The following is a 17,327-nucleotide window of genomic DNA, read 5'->3' as shown; positions in this document are numbered from 1 at the left end:
ACCCTGTAGCGCTTTGCCATTCCTATGGCACTCGGCCAGCGCGCAAGTTCAGAAGACTAGACCAAACTCAGCTGCTGGCAATGCGGAAGCCGACTTTCAGCGTCACCTGAAAGTGCGCTGCCTTGCCGTCCTTGATGTGGCCACGGGTATCGACCACTTCAAACCACTCAAGATGCTTGATGCTTTTGTTGGCTTCGGCCAGCGCGTTGTTGATGGCGTCTTCGATGCTGCTGGCGGACGAACCGACCAACTCGACTTTCTTGTACGTGTGATGGTCACTCATGGCGATCTCCTTGGCGTGTGGAATTGAGACTAGCAGTGAATCTGCACTGTTGATTTCGGCGGCACTGCGCAGGCGAAGTTCAGATTTTCTGCACTTTCTCAAACCGCTGAAGTCCCAACCAACACACGCCACTCATCACCAATGCAGGAGAGCCACCATGGCCAACACCTCTTTACGTAAAGCCTCGTTGCAAAGCATGGAAGCCGAGATCGAGAGTCTGCTCAAATCGTTGGAAAGCTTGAAGGACGACGCTTCGGACGAGTCGCGCAAGACCCTCAAGGCGCTGAAAAGCAATGCCGAAAGTGCGCTGAAGCACTCGCGCCACTTGCTTAGCGATGCCTACGAAGAAGTCAAAGTGAAAACCCGCGAAACCGGGATCGCCACCCGTGATTACGCTCAGGAACATCCATGGACGACGGCCGGTGTGGCCGTCGGTGCGATCGGTCTGCTGGCGGCTTACTTGCTGTTCAAGCGCGGCGAGTGATCCGTCTGGCGCAGCTCGTTCTTGAGCCATTGCGCCAGTTGCCGGGCGCGCCCGTCTGCGGCGCGCTTGGGTAGCCACAACGCCAGTTGCGCCGGGGTTTCACAGAAACCCCATGGCGCAACCAGGCGACCGGCCTTCAAATCTTCCGTCACCAGCGGCTCTGGCGCGATGGCTACGCCGAGACCAGCGACCGCTGCTTCCAGCAAATAATACAAATGCTCAAAACCTTGCCCGAGCTTCAACGCTTTTGCGTCGAGGTCGCTTTGCTGTGCCCAGCTTGGCCAAGCTTGTGGGCGTGAAGTTGTGTGCAGCAACGGTTCGTTTAGCAGTGCCGAGGCTGGCGCGGTTTGCAGACGTTGATAACCACTGAACAGCGGACTCATGACCGGGCCGATGCGTTCTGCGGCCAGTTCATAGACCTGCATGTCCGCCGGCCACGGTGGTTCGGCGAACAGCAGCAAAGCATCCAGCCCCGGGCGTCGTGGATCGAGATCGCCTTCGCCCGCCGACAGGTGCAGCCGCAAATCCGGCAGATCGGCATTCAATCGCCCCAGGCGCGGAATAAACCAGCGCGCCAGCAGGCTTCCAGAGCAGCCGAGTACAAACGGCGCATCCGCCGTGCTTTGCGTCAATTCAGCGCAAACACTGCGCAAGCGGTCAAACGCCTCGCCACTGGCATCGCGTAAACGTATACCGGCATCTGTGAGTTTCAAGCCGCGCCCATCTTTGACGAACAGACTGACGCCAAGGTGCTCTTCCAGCACCTTGAGCTGACGACTGACCGCGCCATGGGTGACGTGCAGCTGTTCGGCAGCCTGACTGACGCTGTTCAGCCGGGCGGTGGCTTCGAACGCACGCAAGGCGTTCAGCGGGGGAAGGTCGTGGCTCATGGTATCTGTGAGTTTTCCTGACAGGTTGTGGCGATCTTATCGGTTTTCAGCATAGAAGGTCAGGGGTAGAGTGGTCGTCATTGTCTTCTCACCCGAATTCACCTGGAGCGACTCATGACCCAGACTTCGAACACCTCTGATCTGCGTAACGGCCCTGACGCCAACGGCCTGTTCGGTTCGTTCGGTGGCCGCTACGTGGCGGAAACCCTGATGCCGTTGATCCTCGACCTGGCCCGCGAATACGAAGCGGCCAAGGAAGATCCGGCGTTCAAAGAAGAATTGGCCTACTTCCAGCGCGACTACGTCGGACGTCCTAGCCCGCTGTATTTCGCCGAACGCCTGACCGAGTTCTGCGGCGGCGCGAAGATTTATCTCAAGCGCGAAGAGCTGAACCACACCGGCGCGCACAAGATCAACAACTGCATCGGCCAGATCCTGCTGGCACGGCGCATGGGCAAGAAACGCATCATCGCCGAGACCGGCGCCGGCATGCACGGCGTGGCCACTGCCACCGTCGCCGCACGTTTCGGTCTGGACTGCGTGATCTACATGGGCACCACTGACATCGAACGTCAGCAGGCCAACGTCTTCCGCATGAAGCTGTTGGGCGCTGAAGTAATTCCGGTGGTGGCCGGCACCGGCACCCTTAAAGACGCGATGAACGAAGCCCTGCGTGACTGGGTGACCAACGTCGACAACACGTTCTACCTGATCGGCACCGTGGCCGGCCCACATCCATACCCAGCAATGGTTCGCGACTTCCAGGCCGTCATCGGCAAGGAAACCCGCGATCAGTTGCAGGCTCAGGAAGGTCGTCTGCCGGACAGCCTGGTGGCGTGCATCGGCGGCGGTTCAAACGCCATGGGCCTGTTCCACCCGTTCCTCGACGACAAGAGCGTTGAAATCATCGGTGTTGAAGCCGCCGGTTACGGCATTGAAACCGGCAAGCATGCGGCGAGCCTGAATGGCGGCGTTCCGGGTGTGTTGCACGGCAACCGTACCTTCCTGCTGCAGGACGACGACGGCCAGATCATCGACGCTCACTCGATTTCCGCCGGCCTCGATTACCCAGGCATTGGTCCTGAACACGCGTGGTTGCATGACATCGGCCGCGTTCAGTACACCTCGGTGACCGACGACGAAGCGCTGGATGCATTCCACAAATGCTGCCGCCTGGAAGGGATCATTCCTGCCCTGGAAAGCGCCCACGCCTTGGCTGAAGTGTTCAAGCGCGCACCGAACTTGCCGAAGGATCACCTGATGGTGGTCAACCTGTCCGGCCGTGGCGACAAAGACATGCAGACCGTCATGCATCACATGGAACAGTCCCAGCAGGAGAAACACTGATGAGCCGCCTGCAAACCCGTTTTGCCGACCTCAAAGAACAGAACCGCGCCGCGCTGGTGACCTTCGTCACCGCCGGTGATCCGGACTACGACACCTCGCTGGCGATCCTCAAAGGCTTGCCGGGTGCTGGCGCCGACGTGATCGAGCTGGGCATGCCGTTCACCGACCCGATGGCCGACGGCCCGGCGATTCAACTGGCGAACATCCGTGCCTTGGGCGCCAAGCAGAACCTGATGAAAACCCTGCAAATGGTTCGCGAGTTCCGTGAAGGCAACAGTGATACGCCGCTGGTGCTGATGGGCTACTTCAACCCGATCCACATGTATGGCGTTGAGCGCTTCATCGTCGATGCGAAAGAGGCTGGCGTCGATGGCCTGATCGTGGTCGACATGCCACCTGAGCACAACGCCGAGCTGTGCGACCCGGCGCAGGCTGCGGGTCTGGACTTCATCCGCCTGACCACGCCGACCACCGACGATGCGCGTCTGCCGAAGGTGCTTAATGGCAGTTCCGGTTTCGTTTACTACGTGTCGGTCGCCGGTGTGACCGGTGCCGGCGCGGCGACGCTGGAGCACGTTGAAGAGGCGGTGACCCGTCTGCGTCGCCATACCGATCTGCCGATCAGCATCGGTTTCGGCATCCGCACGCCGGAGCAAGCGGCGTCCATCGCGCGTCTGGCCGACGGTGTGGTGGTGGGTTCGGCGTTGATCGATCACATCGCCAACGCGACCACACCCGACCAGGCCATCGACGGCGTGCTGAGCCTGTGCTCGGCTCTCTCCGAAGGCGTGCGTAAGGCCCGCGTCAGCTGAAGGTAAAGTTCCTGATACAGAGGAATTAGCGCCTCGCGGCACAGACTAATCCAGCAAGACCGAGGGATTCAGAACCACGTTCTGAATCCCTTTTTGCTGTTTGTGCCGTGAGGAAAGATCCGATGAAAATGCCGAAACGTCTGATGGCCGGACTGGGCGTGCTGATGATCAGCGTGACACCGCTGCTGGCCAGCGCCGATCCGCGCGATGATCATGACCACGGCGGCCCACAGCAGGGCCAATACAACAACCATGGTAATGATCACCGTGGCCCGCAGAACGATCACCGTGGCGGCCCGCCGCCGCACGACTTCGGCCCGGTGCGCCAGACCATTCGCGATAACCATGGCTACTTTGTACGCGGTGCGCCGCCGCCTCCGGGGATTCATCTGGAGCGTGGCCGGCCGTTGCCGCACGGCTATTACGGCGAGCGTCTGGATAATCGGGCGTTAGGTCGTCTGCCGGTGTACCCGGGTTACGAATGGCGCCGGGCGGGGGGTGATATCGTGCTGATCGCGGTGGGCACCGGGATCGTCTACGAAATTCTCGATGGCGTTTTGTATTGATCTGCAGGCAATAAAAAAGACCGCAGCCATTGGCTGCGGTCTTTTTTTCAGGGCAGCTCCAGTCCGCCGGAGGCCTTGTGCAGTTTGCGCAGATGCGCGCCGATCTGCTTCACGTTCTCCTCACTGGCCGCAATTTCGGCGGCCCGCTTCGGCTCCAGCAACTTACGCACTTCTGCATCCAGATCTCCGGACAGTGCCAACAGCTTCTTCTGCCGCTGACTGCTCTCCGCTTCGAGTCGACTGAACTCGGTCGGCTGCGGCAATCCGTAACCCTTGGAATCGAGCAATTCCGCCGGACGACTGAGGAACCCGCTGTTGGCGAGGATTTCCTGCAAGGTCGCGTTGGCCTTGTCCATGCCGCCGTTTTCCAGCTCCCGCGCGCCGAGGTAGCGTTGCTTGACCTCATCCTGAGCCAGCAACAACTGGCGTCGATAACTCGCCTGCTCCAACAGCAGCAGGGCGGCGCTGGTACGCAAGTCGGCGCGTTCGAACCACTCACGGCGTTCTTCGGCTGTCAGCGAAAGCCATTCCTCGACGGTGTTCTGTTTGATCGGCAATTGCTTCTTAAGCACATCGAACATGGCCTGATAGCGATCGCGGAACGAGTCGAAGCGGTAGCCAAGACGCAACGCTTCTTTCGGATCATCCAGCACACTGGTGTCCGCCAGACCACGGCCCTTCATCACTTCCAGCAAGCCGTTGGGCATGATGCTGTCCAGACCCACGAACTGGCTGTTGTCACTGCCGCTGCGCAACAGTTTCAGACCTTCCACCGCACAGTTGTTGGAGAGGAAGAAGTAGTTGCCGTCGTAGCTCCAGTGCATTTCGGCGGCGTGTTCGACCACGCCTTCGATCTCGCCCCGTGACAGGTTCAGCGGCACGGAAGCGAGGCTACGCAGTTCGGTCTTGGTGTATTCGTCGATGACCTGCGCGAGCGGCAGCACGAACAGGCGCGACGGGTACTTGCCGACCAGTCCGTCCCAGCTCGACAGCTGTACATCGCCGACAAAGGCGCGGTAGGACAACACCAGATGCTGATCGAGGTCGAGCCGGCAATCCGGCCCGCGCGGGCGACCCGGTGCACAGATCACCAGACGCAACATGCTGTGGCCCCAGCGGCTGACCCAGTTCTGATTGGCCTCGGCCAGTAGATAGTCGACGGCGTAGACCCGCTCGGGATCGACCTGCCCCAAGGGTTGCTTGGCGAAGTCGTTGCCGGCATTGAGGAAGGAGAAGGTCTTGCTGCAGGTGTCCTTGGCCGACGGTGTCCAGCCGAAGTGCTGCTGGTAATAGCGATACAACGCCGGGCGACGGCAGGCATAGCTCGGGTCGAGGAGGAAATACTCCATGTTGACCGCGACAAACTCCTTCGGGCTGGAGATTTCGTACAGGTCTGGGCTGCGCGCGATCTGGCGGTTGTGTTGTTCGCGCTCACCCCGACGGCCGACGTATTGCTGCCAACCGGCGAGATCGAGCAGGCGTGGGTCATCACTGAGGGTGAAACGCCGCCCGTTCTGCCCGCGACACTCATCGGGAATGCCGATCAGCCCGGCGCTGTTGAAGCGGCGGGTGCAGCGCTGGATTAGCGTGCGCTCGGCGTCCGGCCACAAGCGCGCGCGATCGTAAATGTGGGTAATTTCGTGCAACACCGTGGCGAGCAATTCCTGGCGCACAGTGCCGTGGGGGCGATTGGTTTTTTCTTTGGCTGCACTGCCGTCAGTGAGGCTGGCCAGCAGTTTGCGATTCAGATCGAGTTCGGCAACGAGCGTGGCCTGGCCGTAAGCGTTGGCGGGCATGTCGTCGGTCCAGCCGACATCGATGCGCCGATCCAGCCGCTCGATAAAGCTCGGCGGCAGCTTCTGCATCGCCTCATCGATCAGCGCCTGGCTGGCCTGTTGTTGGGCGGGGCTCAGACCGTCGGTCTTGAGCCGCAATTGCAGGCCGGCGTGGGCGCTGTTGCCAAGCAGCAACAACGCCCCGGCCAGCAGCCAGGTGCCGAGTGACTTCACAGTGCGAGGATGGCTTCGGCGAGAACCTGATCGCTGGCGTCGCGCGCTTCCGGCACACGGGTGCGCAGGGTGTTGAGCGCGGCTTCCAGATGCGCGCCACGGATATCACCGTTAGTGGCGACGAAACTGGCGGCATCATCGTGTGCTTCGCGGATGATTTTCGAATCGCGGATCGACGTGGTGGTGTCGGAAGTGAAATCGATAGTGCGCTGGGAGGCACGAACGATGATGTTACTGGTGGCTACCAGGGTGTGCGCCTGGGCCACGTCGGCCAACAAAAACAGGCCAAGGGCGGCAGCAATCAGCGGGCTACGCATGGAACGACTCCGGAAGGGCAAGGATAACAGGGGTACAGGATAACTATTGGACGAGAATTGCCTCTGCCAGTTCAAGGTCGCTGACATGAAGTTTCGGCCGGGTTTTGCGCAGGTAATGCAGCGCGGATTCCAGTCGAGCACCACGCCATTCACCGTCACTGGCAACAAAAGCTGCGGCATCATCGTGGGCCGCGAGCAGCAGTTTACGGTCGAACGGGGCGGAAGACACCATGCTGGTGGCGTAACCACTGACGACGGTGCCTTGCGTCGACGCATTGAAAGCATCAAAGGCATCGACCGACGTCGCCCAGCAGGCGGTGAACAATACGGAGGGAATCAGTAGATTTGGAAGAAAGCGCATCGGACTCGGTAATTTTTGGTGAGCCCAAAGGCTAGCGCAATGCCCGGGCCAGAGCCAGTGCCGAAACATCGGGACACGACCGGCGTGTCCCGAACGGTGTAAGGCGCTTAGATCGTCAGGATGGCTTGAGCCAACTGCGCGTCGGTAGCTTGTAGCTGTGGGGCCTGATGACGGATGTGATCCAGCGCGCTTTCCAGTTTCACCCCACGGATTTCGCCTTCGCTGGCCACGAAGCTGGCAGCGTCGTCACGGGCGGCGAGGACGATTTTGTCATCACGGAACGACGAGGAAACGTCGGAGGTGGCGTCGGACGAGGATTTCAGTGCACCGACAACAGCGTCGGTGGTCACGATGAAGCTGGTGGCGCTGGCGTTGGCAGCCACGGCCAGCAGGGCGGCAGCACTGAGCAAACGAAGACGGGACATGGGTAACTCCTGTGGATAAACCGTATTGAGAGGTGGCTCGGAATCTGAGGAGTCAGACGCCAGTGACACAGCATTCGCCACGTTCTGCGTGGATATTAGGCCTGCTTTGCGAGGTTCGCACAGTGGGCAAAATGCTAGCGCCAGAACGGTTTATCCAGTTCACTCAGTCGATCGGCATGGCTGAGGCCAAGATCGGCGAGATCCCGACCGTCGAGTTGAGAGAGCAGGCGCCTTGTTCTGGCGCGCTCCAGGCTGTCCAGAAGCCCGCGAATCAGGCGACGCAGAGCATTTGGGCGAGGGTAGGAATGGCTGAAGTTTCTTGAAACATCCTGTAAGTCATTCATGACGTATTCCTTATTACCGGTGAAGGCGGAAGGTCATGTTGAGCCTGTGACAGAGGAAGAGGCAGATACAGCAGAAGTAAATTGTACTGGTTCAGGTGGTGATTCCAATAAACTGTACCTGCCGGCGATAAAGCTAGCTGTATAGGGATTTAAAACTCCCAAAACGACGAAACCCGTCGTGGTTTCCCACGACGGGTTTCGTTAGTTCAATTCGGGTTGCTGGCGGTGGGTCTAATGACCAGAGCCAGCGACGCTACTTAGCGCCAGAACGGCTTGCTCAGCTCTTCGTAGCGTTGTGCTTCGCTGATACCGGCGTCAGCCAGCAAACGCGAATCCAGGCGAGCCAGTTGATGGCGGCTGGAGATGCGGCGCTGCCACAACATCAGGTTGGCGATAACGCGCAGAGGCAGGGAAGCCTGGGTGTTTACAGCTTTGTCTTCGAAGAACAGTTCGGAACTGAGTGTACGTTCCATGGTTGACATCCTTCCGCTTGTGGCGGGATCAGGTAGTGGTTTGACTGGTGCCCATGATCCTCTCGTTTGCCAAGTCTCTCTAGATACAGTTCAACTGTATTGTGAGTGACCAGTTAACTGTTTATAGGGGGTGTACGGGTCAAAAACGAGCAAACTGTACCTGTCCGCACTTAAGTGGTGCGTTTTTGCTCGATTCGAGGAAAAAGGTAGGCAAAAGCTGTAGGAAAGGACCGGTACAGCAGTACAGTTTTTGTCAGCTTTGAAGATTGCAACAATCCGCTGACGCAAACTGTGTTTGCGCCAACGGTTATCTGAGTGAATTACACCGCAAGCATGCGCCCGGTTTCTTCCAGGTTGATATGCCAGCTCAACGCTTCACGCAGAATGTGTGGGGTATGGCCACCGATTGCACAGGCCTTCGTGAAGTAATCATCCAGCGCTTGACGGAAGTCCGGGTGCACACAGTTATCGATGATCACACGTGCACGTTCCCGCGGCGCCAAGCCGCGTAAATCGGCCAGACCCACTTCGGTCACCAGAATGTCGACATCGTGCTCGGTGTGGTCAACGTGGCTGACCATCGGCACCACGCTGGAAATCGCCCCGCCCTTGGCGATCGACTTGGTCACGAACACCGCCAGATGCGCGTTACGCGCGAAGTCGCCGGAACCGCCGATGCCGTTCATCATCCGCGTGCCGCAAACGTGGGTGGAGTTGACGTTGCCGTAGATGTCGAACTCCAGCGCCGTGTTGATCCCGATGATGCCTAGGCGGCGCACCACTTCAGGGTGGTTGGAGATCTCCTGCGGACGCAGTACCAGTTTGTCCTTGTACTTCTCCAGGTTACCGAACACGTCGCTGTTGCGCCGCTCCGACAGGGTGATCGAGCTGCCCGAAGCGAAGCTCAGCTTGCCGGCATCGATCAGGTCGAAGGTCGAATCCTGCAGCACTTCGGAGTACATGGTCAGGTCTTCGAACGGCGAGTCGATCAGGCCGCACATCACTGCGTTGGCAATGTTGCCGATCCCGGCCTGCAAAGGGCCGAGCTTGTTGGTCATGCGCCCGGCATCGACCTCCTGCTTGAAGAAGGTGATCAGGTGCTCGGCGATGGCGTTGGTATCCACGTCCGGCGTTGACACGGTGGACGGCGAATCCGACTGTTGGGTGATGACGATGGCGACAATTTTCTCCGGCGGAATCGGAATTGCTGTGCTGCCAATGCGGTCGTCGACTTTTACCAGCGGGATCGGCGTGCGCGTCGGGCGGTAGGTCGGGATATAGATGTCGTGCAGGCCTTCGAGGTTGGCGTTGTGCGCCAGGTTGATCTCGACGATCACCTGTTTAGCGAAAATCGCGAAGCTCGCCGAGTTGCCCACCGACGTGGTCGGCACGATATGGCCTTGCTCGGTGATGGCGACGGCTTCGATGACCGCGATGTCCGGCAGCTTCAATTGCTGGTTGCGCAGTTGCTCGACGGTTTCCGACAGATGCTGGTCGATGAACATCACCTGGCCGGCATTGATTGCCTTGCGCAAGGTGCTGTCGACCTGGAACGGCATGCGTCGCGACAGTACGCCGGCTTCGGTCAATTGCTTGTCGAGGTCGTTGCCCAGGCTGGCGCCAGTCATCAGGCTGATCTTCAGCGGCGTGACCTTGGCGCGCTCGGCCAGTGCGTGAGGGACGGCTTTGGCTTCGCCGGCGCGGGTGAAACCGCTCATGCCGACGGTCATGCCGTCCTCAATCAGAGCGGCTGCGTCGGCGGCGCTCATCACTTTATCCAACAACGAAGGCAGGCGAATACGGTCACGGTACATGGATTATTATCTCGGGAAGCGAGTAGCAGGATGCGCAGTCTAGTGAATTTGACGAGCGCCTGTCCCGCTACCAAGGTCGCAAACGAGGCGTCTATTTAGCGGGTTTGAAGTAAAACACCGTTACTGGATCTGCAACAACGCGGCAAATTGTCCGACTGTTTGCGCAAACAAAAACGCCCCGACAAGTCGGGGCGTTCGGTATTGCAGCGGGGAATTACTCGACCGCTTTGACCATGTCTTCGATGACTTTCTTCGCGTCGCCGAAGACCATCATGGTTTTGTCCAGATAGAACAGCTCGTTGTCCAGACCGGCATAGCCGCTGGCCATCGAGCGCTTGTTGACGATGATGGTCTTGGCTTTGAACGCTTCGAGAATCGGCATGCCGGCAATCGGCGATTTCGGATCGTTCTTTGCGGCCGGGTTAACCACGTCGTTCGCGCCGAGCACCAGCACCACGTCGGCCTGACCGAACTCGGAGTTGATGTCCTCCATCTCGAACACCTGGTCGTAAGGCACTTCGGCCTCGGCGAGCAGAACGTTCATGTGCCCCGGCATACGGCCCGCCACGGGGTGGATCGCGTACTTCACAGTCACGCCACGGTGGGTCAGCTTCTCGGTCAGCTCTTTCAGCGCATGTTGCGCACGTGCCACTGCCAGACCGTAGCCCGGGACGATGATCACGGTGTCGGCGTTGGTCAGCAGGAAGGTCGCGTCGTCAGCCGAACCGGATTTCACCGGACGTGCTTCTTTCGCACCGGCAGGACCTGCGTCTGCCGTGTTGCCGAAACCGCCGAGCAGTACATTAAAGAAGGAACGGTTCATCGCCTTGCACATGATGTACGACAGGATCGCACCGCTCGAACCCACCAGGGAACCGGCAATGATCAGCATCGAGTTGTTCAGCGAGAAGCCGATACCCGCCGCCGCCCAGCCCGAGTAGCTGTTGAGCATCGACACCACGACCGGCATGTCGGCGCCGCCAATCGGGATGATGATCAGCACGCCCATCACAAACGCCAGCGCTAGCATCAGCGCGAACGCAGTGAGGTTGCCGGTGAACATGAAGGTCAGGCCCAGTGCCAGCGTCGCCAGGCCCAGCACGGCGTTCAGCTTGTGCTGACCAACGAACTGTACCGGGGCGCCCTGGAACAGACGGAACTTGTATTTGCCCGACAGCTTGCCGAACGCAATCACCGAACCGGAGAAGGTGATCGCACCGATCGCAGCGCCGAGGAACAGCTCCAGACGGTTGCCCGCCGGAATCGAGTCGCCCAGTTGCTTGACGATGCCCAGCGATTGCGGCTCCACCACAGCGGCGATGGCAATGAACACTGCCGCGAGGCCGATCATGCTGTGCATGAAGGCGACCAGTTCCGGCATCTTGGTCATTTCAACGCGCTTGGCCATGATCGAACCGGCGGTGCCGCCGACCAGCAGGCCGACGATCACGTAACCGATGCCAGCCGTGGCCAGCTCAGCACCCAACTTATAGATAAGGCCGACGGTGGTCAGGATGGCCAACGCCATGCCGAGCATGCCGAACAGGTTGCCGCGCCGCGAGGTAGTCGGGTGCGACAGGCCTTTGAGGGCCTGGATAAAGCAGATCGACGCGATCAGGTAGAGCGTCGTGACGAGATTCATGCTCATTACTTCGGCGCCTCTTCTTTTACTTTCGGGGCTTTCTTCTTGAACATCTCAAGCATGCGGCGGGTCACCAGGAAGCCACCGAACACGTTGACCGCAGCCAGCGCCACAGCAAGGGTACCCATGGTTTTGCCCAGCGGCGTGACGGTCAGCGCAGCGGCAAGCATGGCGCCGACGATCACGATCGCCGAGATGGCGTTGGTTACCGCCATCAAAGGTGTGTGCAGCGCAGGTGTAACGTTCCAGACCACGTGGTAACCGACATAAATCGCCAGCACGAAGATGATCAGGTTGTAGATACCGGGGGAGATAAGCTCTTCCATCGTCTGAATCCCTGCTTAGGCGTTTTTGCGGATAACTTGGCCGTCGCGGCACATCAGGCACGCGGCGACGATGTCGTCTTCGAGGTTGACGTCGAACTGGCCTTCTTTGGTGAAGACCAGCTTGAGGAAGTCCAGCAGGTTGCGCGCATACAGTGCCGAGGCGTCTGCAGCGACTTCACCGGCCAGATTGGTCGGGCCGCAAATGGTCACGCCATTTTCGACCACGACCTGATCGGCCACGGTCAATGGGCAGTTGCCGCCCTGAGCTGCCGCGAGATCGATGACCACCGAACCCGGTTTCATCTGCGCTACGGTTTCCGCGCTCAATAGCGTCGGTGCCTTGCGGCCCGGAATCAGCGCGGTGGTAATGACGATGTCAGCCTGCTTGGCGCGTTCGTGCACAGCCTGGGCCTGACGCTGCATCCAGCTCGCCGGCATTGGTCGCGCGTAACCGCCGACACCGACGGCGCATTCACGCTCTTCATCGGTCTCGTAAGGTACGTCGACGAACTTCGCGCCGAGGGATTCGATCTGCTCTTTTACCGCCGGACGCACGTCGGACGCTTCGATCACCGCACCCAGACGCTTCGCCGTAGCAATCGCCTGCAACCCGGCCACACCGGCGCCGAGAATCAGCACGCGCGCCGCTTTCACGGTGCCCGCAGCGGTCATCAGCATCGGCATGAAGCGCGGATAGTAATGAGCGGCCAGCAACACAGCCTTATAGCCGGCAATGTTCGCCTGCGACGACAACACATCGAGACTCTGCGCGCGCGAGGTGCGCGGCGCCGCTTCGAGGGCGAACGCGGTAATGCCGCACTCGGCCATCTTTGCGATGGTTTCGTTGTTGAACGGATTGAGCATGCCGACCAACACCGTACCGCGCTTGATCAGCGTCAGTTCGGCATCGCTTGGCGCGACCACTTTGAGAATCAGCTCGGCGCCAAACGCGTCATTGGCACTGCCAATGGTTGCGCCTGCCGCTTCATAGGCACTGTCGACAACGCTGGCTTTAACGCCGGCGCCGGTTTGCACAGTGACCTTATGACCTTGGCTGATCAGCTTTTTAATGGTTTCCGGGGTTGCAGCAACCCGTGTTTCACCGGTCTGGGTTTCGAGAGGAACACCAATGTGCACGTCAAATCTCCTGCGTGATCTTATTGAGTAAACCCATGCACTACGGATGGTGCGACTGGGGCGGCCGATCAGCACGATCCCGCCAAATCAGGGCGGGGCGCGGCATTTTGCAGGCGAACTTTATGCCCTTCAAGGGATTATGACGGGTGACGGAAAATTAACTACAAGTCATCCCGTGACCGAATGTCGCAGATGGCCAGCCGAATCCCTTGCAGGCCGTGCCTTGTAAGGATTCTGGCCGAATATGGAAAAATTTCTCATCGGTGACGTGAATAGGCACTAATGCGTCGCTGATGAAGGCTCAAAGCCACGTCTTCAGCCGCTTGTGGGACGTCTGTACGACTTTCGGATACAGTCTGTTGAATTGCGACAAATACTTATATCTGTAGGGCTTTTGTTTTCCTGACTACGGGGTTAGGTAACGTTGTAAGCCTTTACCCTTCTAGGCTGTAGCTCTGTGCCTGAGTTACCAGCCAGTCACGAAATGCCTTTAATGACGCTGATTCGACCTTTCGCTCAGGAATCATCAGGTAGTAGGCCTTGATACTGGAAAGCGCCTGCGGGTTTGCAATTACCAGGCGTTTCTCGGCCAGCTCACGCTGAATCAAGAACGGTGGAATCAGCGCGATGCCCATGTCGTGCATGGCCGCTTGGGCGAGCATGGAGAATAGCTCGTAGCGCGGGCCTGTCATGTCGCGGGGGATATTCAGCTGTTGCGAGTTGAACCACTGGCGCCAGGCGTAAGGTCGGGTAGTCTGCTGCAGCAGCGGCAGTTCGGCGATGGCTGCGGCTGTCAGAAGCGTCTTGTTGCCGAGTAGGGCCGGGCTGCACACCGGCATCGGATTCTCGCCCATCAGCCTGTGGGATTCGGTACCGGACCAATCGGCATCACCGAAGTAGATCGCCGCATCGAATTCGGTATCGGCAAACAGAAAGGGCCGGGTGCGGTTGGTCAGGTTGACCGTGACTTCCGGATGCTTGAGCTGGAAATCTTTCAGACGTGGCAGCAGCCATTGCGTGCCGAAGGTCGGCACCACCGCCAGTTCGATTACGTTGGTGCCTTGCTGGCCCATCACGGACAGCGTGTCGCGTTCGACTGCATCTAGTTGCGTCGCGACTCGGCGGCTGTAGGAAAGCCCCGCCTCGGTCAGCTTCACCCCGCGCCGCGAGCGTCGGAATAGTTCCACACTGAGGAACTCCTCAAGGCTGGCTATTTGTCGGCAAATGGCGCCTTGAGTCAGGGAAAGTTCTTCGGCAGCGCGGGTAAAGCTCTCGTGGCGCGCGGCAGCTTCGAAACTGATCAGGGCGGTGGTGCTGGGGATCTTCCTGCGCATGTACGTCAACCTCACTAATGCGCCGCATAAAAGGCATTCCGCGACGTTTCGGAGTGAGAAATTAGCACAACAGAATGCGAAATCCTCGTTTGCCGCGACGGCGAACCGCGCCTAGGATCAATGCCACGTTAATTCACCGATTTGCGAGGACAGACTCATGGGCGGTAAAGCTAGCTTCAACTGGATTGATCCCCTGCTGCTGGATCAACAGCTCACTGAAGAAGAGCGCATGATCCGCGACACCGCCGAGCAGTTTGCTCAACAGAGCCTCGCGCCGCGTGTTCTTGAAGCCTTCCGTCATGAGAAAACCGACCCGGCGATCTTCCGCGAGATGGGCGAAGTCGGTCTGTTGGGCGCGACCATCCCTGAACAGTACGGCGGCAGCGGTCTGAACTATGTCAGCTACGGTCTGATTGCTCGTGAAGTCGAGCGTGTCGACTCAGGCTACCGCTCGATGATGAGCGTGCAGTCGTCGCTGGTGATGGTGCCGATCAACGAATTCGGTACTGAAGCGCAAAAGCAGAAGTACCTGCCGAAGCTGGCTTCCGGCGAATGGATCGGCTGCTTCGGTCTGACCGAACCCAACCACGGTTCCGACCCTGGCGCGATGATCACTCGTGCACGTAAGGTCGACGGCGGCTACAGCCTGACCGGCGCGAAAATGTGGATCACCAACAGCCCGATCGCCGATGTGTTCGTGGTCTGGGCCAAAGACGATGCCGGTGACATTCGTGGCTTCGTCCTGGAAAAAGGCTGGAAAGGCCTTAGTGCTCCGGCGATTCACGGCAAGGTCGGCCTGCGTGCGTCGATCACTGGTGAAATCGTTATGGATAACGTGTTTGTGCCGGAAGAGAACATCTTCCCGGACGTGCGTGGCCTGAAAGGTCCGTTCACCTGCCTCAACTCGGCGCGTTACGGCATTTCTTGGGGCGCACTGGGCGCTGCCGAGTTCTGCTGGCACACCGCTCGTCAGTACACCCTCGATCGCCAGCAGTTTGGTCGCCCATTGGCTGCCACTCAGTTGATCCAGAAAAAACTGGCAGACATGCAGACCGAAATCACCTTGGCCCTGCAAGGCTGCCTGCGGTTGGGGCGTATGAAAGATGAAGGCACTGCTGCGGTCGAAATCACTTCGATCATGAAGCGCAACTCCTGCGGCAAGTCGCTGGACATTGCCCGTATGGCGCGCGACATGTTGGGTGGTAACGGCATCTCCGACGAATTCGGCGTGGCCCGTCATCTGGTCAACCTAGAAGTGGTGAATACCTATGAAGGGACTCACGACGTTCACGCGCTGATCCTCGGGCGTGCGCAAACCGGTCTGCAGGCGTTCTATTAACAGGAGAGCGACCATGGGCGCGCTGTCGCATCTGCGGGTACTGGATTTATCGCGAGTATTGGCCGGACCGTGGGCCGGGCAGATCCTCGCCGACCTTGGCGCTGAAGTGATCAAGGTCGAGCGCCCGGGCAATGGTGATGATACGCGCGCCTGGGGGCCACCCTTCCTTAAAGACGCTTATGGCGAGAATACGTCGGAGGCGGCTTATTACCTGTCGGCCAACCGCAACAAGCAATCGGTAACCATCGATTTCACGCGGCCCGAGGGTCAGAAGCTGGTGCGCGAGCTAGCGGCGAAGTCGGACATCCTCATTGAGAATTTCAAGGTCGGTGGTCTGGCGGCGTATGGGCTGGACTACGAATCGCTGAAAGCGATCAATCCGGACCTGATCTATTGCTCGATTACCGGATTCGGCCAGACCGGGCCGTATGCCAAGCGCGCCGGCTATGACTTCATGATTCAGGGGCTGGGTGGGCTGATGAGCCTGACCGGACGTCCTGAGGGGGATGAGGGTGCCGGTCCGGTGAAAGTTGGTGTGGCGCTGACGGATATTCTCACCGGTCTGTATTCGACGGTAGCCATTCTGGCTGCGCTGGCTCATCGCGATCACGACGGTGGCGGGCAGCACATCGACATGGCATTGCTGGATGTCCAGGTGGCGTGTCTGGCTAACCAGGCGATGAACTACCTGACAACGGGCAACGCACCGAAGCGCTTGGGCAATGCGCATCCGAACATCGTGCCTTATCAGGATTTTCCTACGGCCGATGGTGATTTCATCCTCACCGTGGGTAATGACGGGCAGTTCCGCAAGTTTGCCGAAGTGGCGGGGCAGCCGCAGTGGGCGGATGATCCGCGTTTCGCGACCAATAAGTTGCGGGTGGCGAATCGCGTGGAGCTGATTCCTTTGATTCGTCAGGCAACCGTGTTCAAGACGACTGCCGAGTGGGTTGCTCAGCTGGAGCAGGCGGGCGTGCCGTGCGGGCCAATCAATGATTTGTCGCAAGTGTTTGAGGACCCTCAGGTCAAGGCGCGTGGTTTGGCGATAGAGATGCCGCATGCGTTGGCGGGTATGGTGCCTCAGGTAGCCAGCCCCATTCGTTTGTCGCAGACGCCGGTTGAGTATCGTCGGGCGCCTCCCTTGTTGGGTGAGCATACGCTGGATGTTTTGCAGCGGGTGCTTGGGATGGGGTCGGGTGCGGTGGCTGATTTGAAAGCCGCTGGAGTGCTGTAGACATTCCTTCTATATAGAAGCGCGGCGTTTGCTTCCTATATAGAGAAGCGGTTGACTGTTTTTCAACCAATCTGCAAGTGATTGAAAGAAAAGTGAAATTAACGGTTGACGGCAGATTCAGGATGTCTATAATTCGCCCCACTTCCGGCGCAGTCGAAACGGAAAACTCCTTGAGATTCAATGAGTTATG

The 17,327-nt window shown here is 59.1% G+C and carries 19 protein-coding genes; 6 read left to right on the top strand and 13 right to left on the bottom strand.

Going from position 1 to position 17,327, the window contains the following annotated elements:
* Positions 1-67 precede the first annotated feature (67 nt).
* Positions 68-283 (bottom strand): dodecin, encoded by a 216-nt coding sequence (locus tag BMY54_RS00095; protein WP_007911688.1) that lies wholly within the window; start codon positions 281-283, stop codon positions 68-70.
* A 157-nt stretch (positions 284-440) separates the two neighbouring features.
* On the opposite strand from BMY54_RS00095, the gene BMY54_RS00090 reads away from it, so the two are divergent.
* Positions 441-767 carry an ElaB/YgaM/YqjD family protein gene (locus tag BMY54_RS00090; RefSeq protein ID WP_007911686.1) on the top strand — a complete coding sequence of 109 codons (327 nt, stop codon included), beginning with the start codon at positions 441-443 and terminating at the stop codon, positions 765-767.
* On the opposite strand, the gene BMY54_RS00085 is transcribed toward BMY54_RS00090, so the two are convergent.
* A complete protein-coding gene (locus tag BMY54_RS00085) occupies positions 740-1,657 on the bottom strand; it encodes a LysR family transcriptional regulator (protein WP_093429477.1) in 918 nt (305 codons plus the stop codon). The genes BMY54_RS00090 and BMY54_RS00085 overlap by 28 nt on opposite strands.
* Before the next feature lie 114 nt (positions 1,658-1,771).
* On the opposite strand from BMY54_RS00085, the gene trpB reads away from it, so the two are divergent.
* The 3 genes from trpB (at position 1,772) to BMY54_RS00070 (ending at position 4,382) form a co-directional block, all read left to right on the top strand.
* Complete coding sequence (trpB, locus tag BMY54_RS00080; protein WP_093429476.1) at positions 1,772-3,004, top strand: tryptophan synthase subunit beta; 1,233 nt, start codon at positions 1,772-1,774, stop codon at positions 3,002-3,004.
* Entirely contained in the window at positions 3,004-3,816 is an 813-nt protein-coding gene (trpA, locus tag BMY54_RS00075; RefSeq protein ID WP_093429475.1) for a tryptophan synthase subunit alpha, read from the top strand. The genes trpB and trpA overlap by 1 nt, the downstream gene beginning before the upstream one ends.
* Positions 3,817-3,938: 122 nt before the next feature.
* On the top strand, positions 3,939-4,382 hold the full coding sequence (locus tag BMY54_RS00070; protein WP_093429474.1) for an anti-virulence regulator CigR family protein: 444 nt from the start codon (positions 3,939-3,941) through the stop codon (positions 4,380-4,382).
* A gap of 47 nt (positions 4,383-4,429) precedes the next feature.
* On the opposite strand, the gene BMY54_RS00065 is transcribed toward BMY54_RS00070, so the two are convergent.
* The 11 genes from BMY54_RS00065 to BMY54_RS00015 all read right to left on the bottom strand — a co-directional run bounded on the left by BMY54_RS00065 (position 4,430) and on the right by BMY54_RS00015 (position 14,564).
* Positions 4,430-6,391 carry a DUF7844 domain-containing protein gene (locus BMY54_RS00065; RefSeq protein ID WP_093429473.1) on the bottom strand — a complete coding sequence of 654 codons (1,962 nt, stop codon included), beginning with the start codon at positions 6,389-6,391 and terminating at the stop codon, positions 4,430-4,432.
* Positions 6,388-6,708, bottom strand: a complete 321-nt coding sequence (locus tag BMY54_RS00060) for a DUF2388 domain-containing protein (RefSeq protein ID WP_007911662.1) — start codon at positions 6,706-6,708, stop codon at positions 6,388-6,390. Before BMY54_RS00060 ends, BMY54_RS00065 begins: the two co-directional genes overlap by 4 nt.
* A gap of 43 nt (positions 6,709-6,751) precedes the next feature.
* On the bottom strand, positions 6,752-7,069 hold the full coding sequence (locus tag BMY54_RS00055; RefSeq protein WP_093429472.1) for a DUF2388 domain-containing protein: 318 nt from the start codon (positions 7,067-7,069) through the stop codon (positions 6,752-6,754).
* A 107-nt stretch (positions 7,070-7,176) separates the two neighbouring features.
* Positions 7,177-7,494, bottom strand: coding sequence for a DUF2388 domain-containing protein (locus tag BMY54_RS00050; protein ID WP_093429471.1), 318 nt, complete (start codon positions 7,492-7,494; stop codon positions 7,177-7,179).
* 134 nt (positions 7,495-7,628) lie between these two features.
* Entirely contained in the window at positions 7,629-7,838 is a 210-nt protein-coding gene (locus BMY54_RS00045; protein WP_093429470.1) for a DUF1127 domain-containing protein, read from the bottom strand.
* A 257-nt stretch (positions 7,839-8,095) separates the two neighbouring features.
* Positions 8,096-8,311 (bottom strand): DUF1127 domain-containing protein, encoded by a 216-nt coding sequence (locus tag BMY54_RS00040; RefSeq protein ID WP_007911656.1) that lies wholly within the window; start codon positions 8,309-8,311, stop codon positions 8,096-8,098.
* Between the two features lie 320 nt (positions 8,312-8,631).
* Positions 8,632-10,125: an acetyl-CoA hydrolase/transferase family protein gene (locus tag BMY54_RS00035; protein WP_093429469.1), complete on the bottom strand. Its 1,494-nt coding sequence runs from the start codon at positions 10,123-10,125 to the stop codon at positions 8,632-8,634.
* 214 nt (positions 10,126-10,339) lie between these two features.
* The gene (locus BMY54_RS00030) at positions 10,340-11,773 is read right to left on the bottom strand and encodes an NAD(P)(+) transhydrogenase (Re/Si-specific) subunit beta (protein WP_093429468.1); all 1,434 of its coding nucleotides are present in this window, start codon (positions 11,771-11,773) and stop codon (positions 10,340-10,342) included.
* Complete coding sequence (locus BMY54_RS00025) at positions 11,773-12,093, bottom strand: NAD(P) transhydrogenase subunit alpha part 2 (protein ID WP_003187417.1); 321 nt, start codon at positions 12,091-12,093, stop codon at positions 11,773-11,775. Before BMY54_RS00025 ends, BMY54_RS00030 begins: the two co-directional genes overlap by 1 nt.
* 15 nt (positions 12,094-12,108) lie before the next feature.
* Positions 12,109-13,230: a Re/Si-specific NAD(P)(+) transhydrogenase subunit alpha gene (locus tag BMY54_RS00020; protein WP_093429467.1), complete on the bottom strand. Its 1,122-nt coding sequence runs from the start codon at positions 13,228-13,230 to the stop codon at positions 12,109-12,111.
* A 434-nt stretch (positions 13,231-13,664) separates the two neighbouring features.
* Complete coding sequence (locus BMY54_RS00015; RefSeq protein ID WP_093429466.1) at positions 13,665-14,564, bottom strand: LysR family transcriptional regulator; 900 nt, start codon at positions 14,562-14,564, stop codon at positions 13,665-13,667.
* 157 nt (positions 14,565-14,721) lie between these two features.
* Here BMY54_RS00015 and BMY54_RS00010 point away from each other — a divergent pair, with 157 nt between their 5' ends.
* Positions 14,722-15,903 carry an acyl-CoA dehydrogenase gene (locus BMY54_RS00010; RefSeq protein ID WP_007953903.1) on the top strand — a complete coding sequence of 394 codons (1,182 nt, stop codon included), beginning with the start codon at positions 14,722-14,724 and terminating at the stop codon, positions 15,901-15,903.
* Between the two features lie 13 nt (positions 15,904-15,916).
* Entirely contained in the window at positions 15,917-17,137 is a 1,221-nt protein-coding gene (locus BMY54_RS00005) for a CaiB/BaiF CoA transferase family protein (RefSeq protein ID WP_093429465.1), read from the top strand.
* Positions 17,138-17,327 lie beyond the last annotated feature (190 nt).

Origin of the sequence: Pseudomonas sp. ok266 (assembly GCF_900110195.1) — a bacterium.
In the GTDB taxonomy this organism is placed as follows: Bacteria; Pseudomonadota; Gammaproteobacteria; order Pseudomonadales; family Pseudomonadaceae; genus Aquipseudomonas; species Aquipseudomonas neuropathica.
The sequence above is the reverse complement of the archived record's forward strand: the minus strand, read 5'-3'. Positions and strand labels throughout refer to the sequence as shown.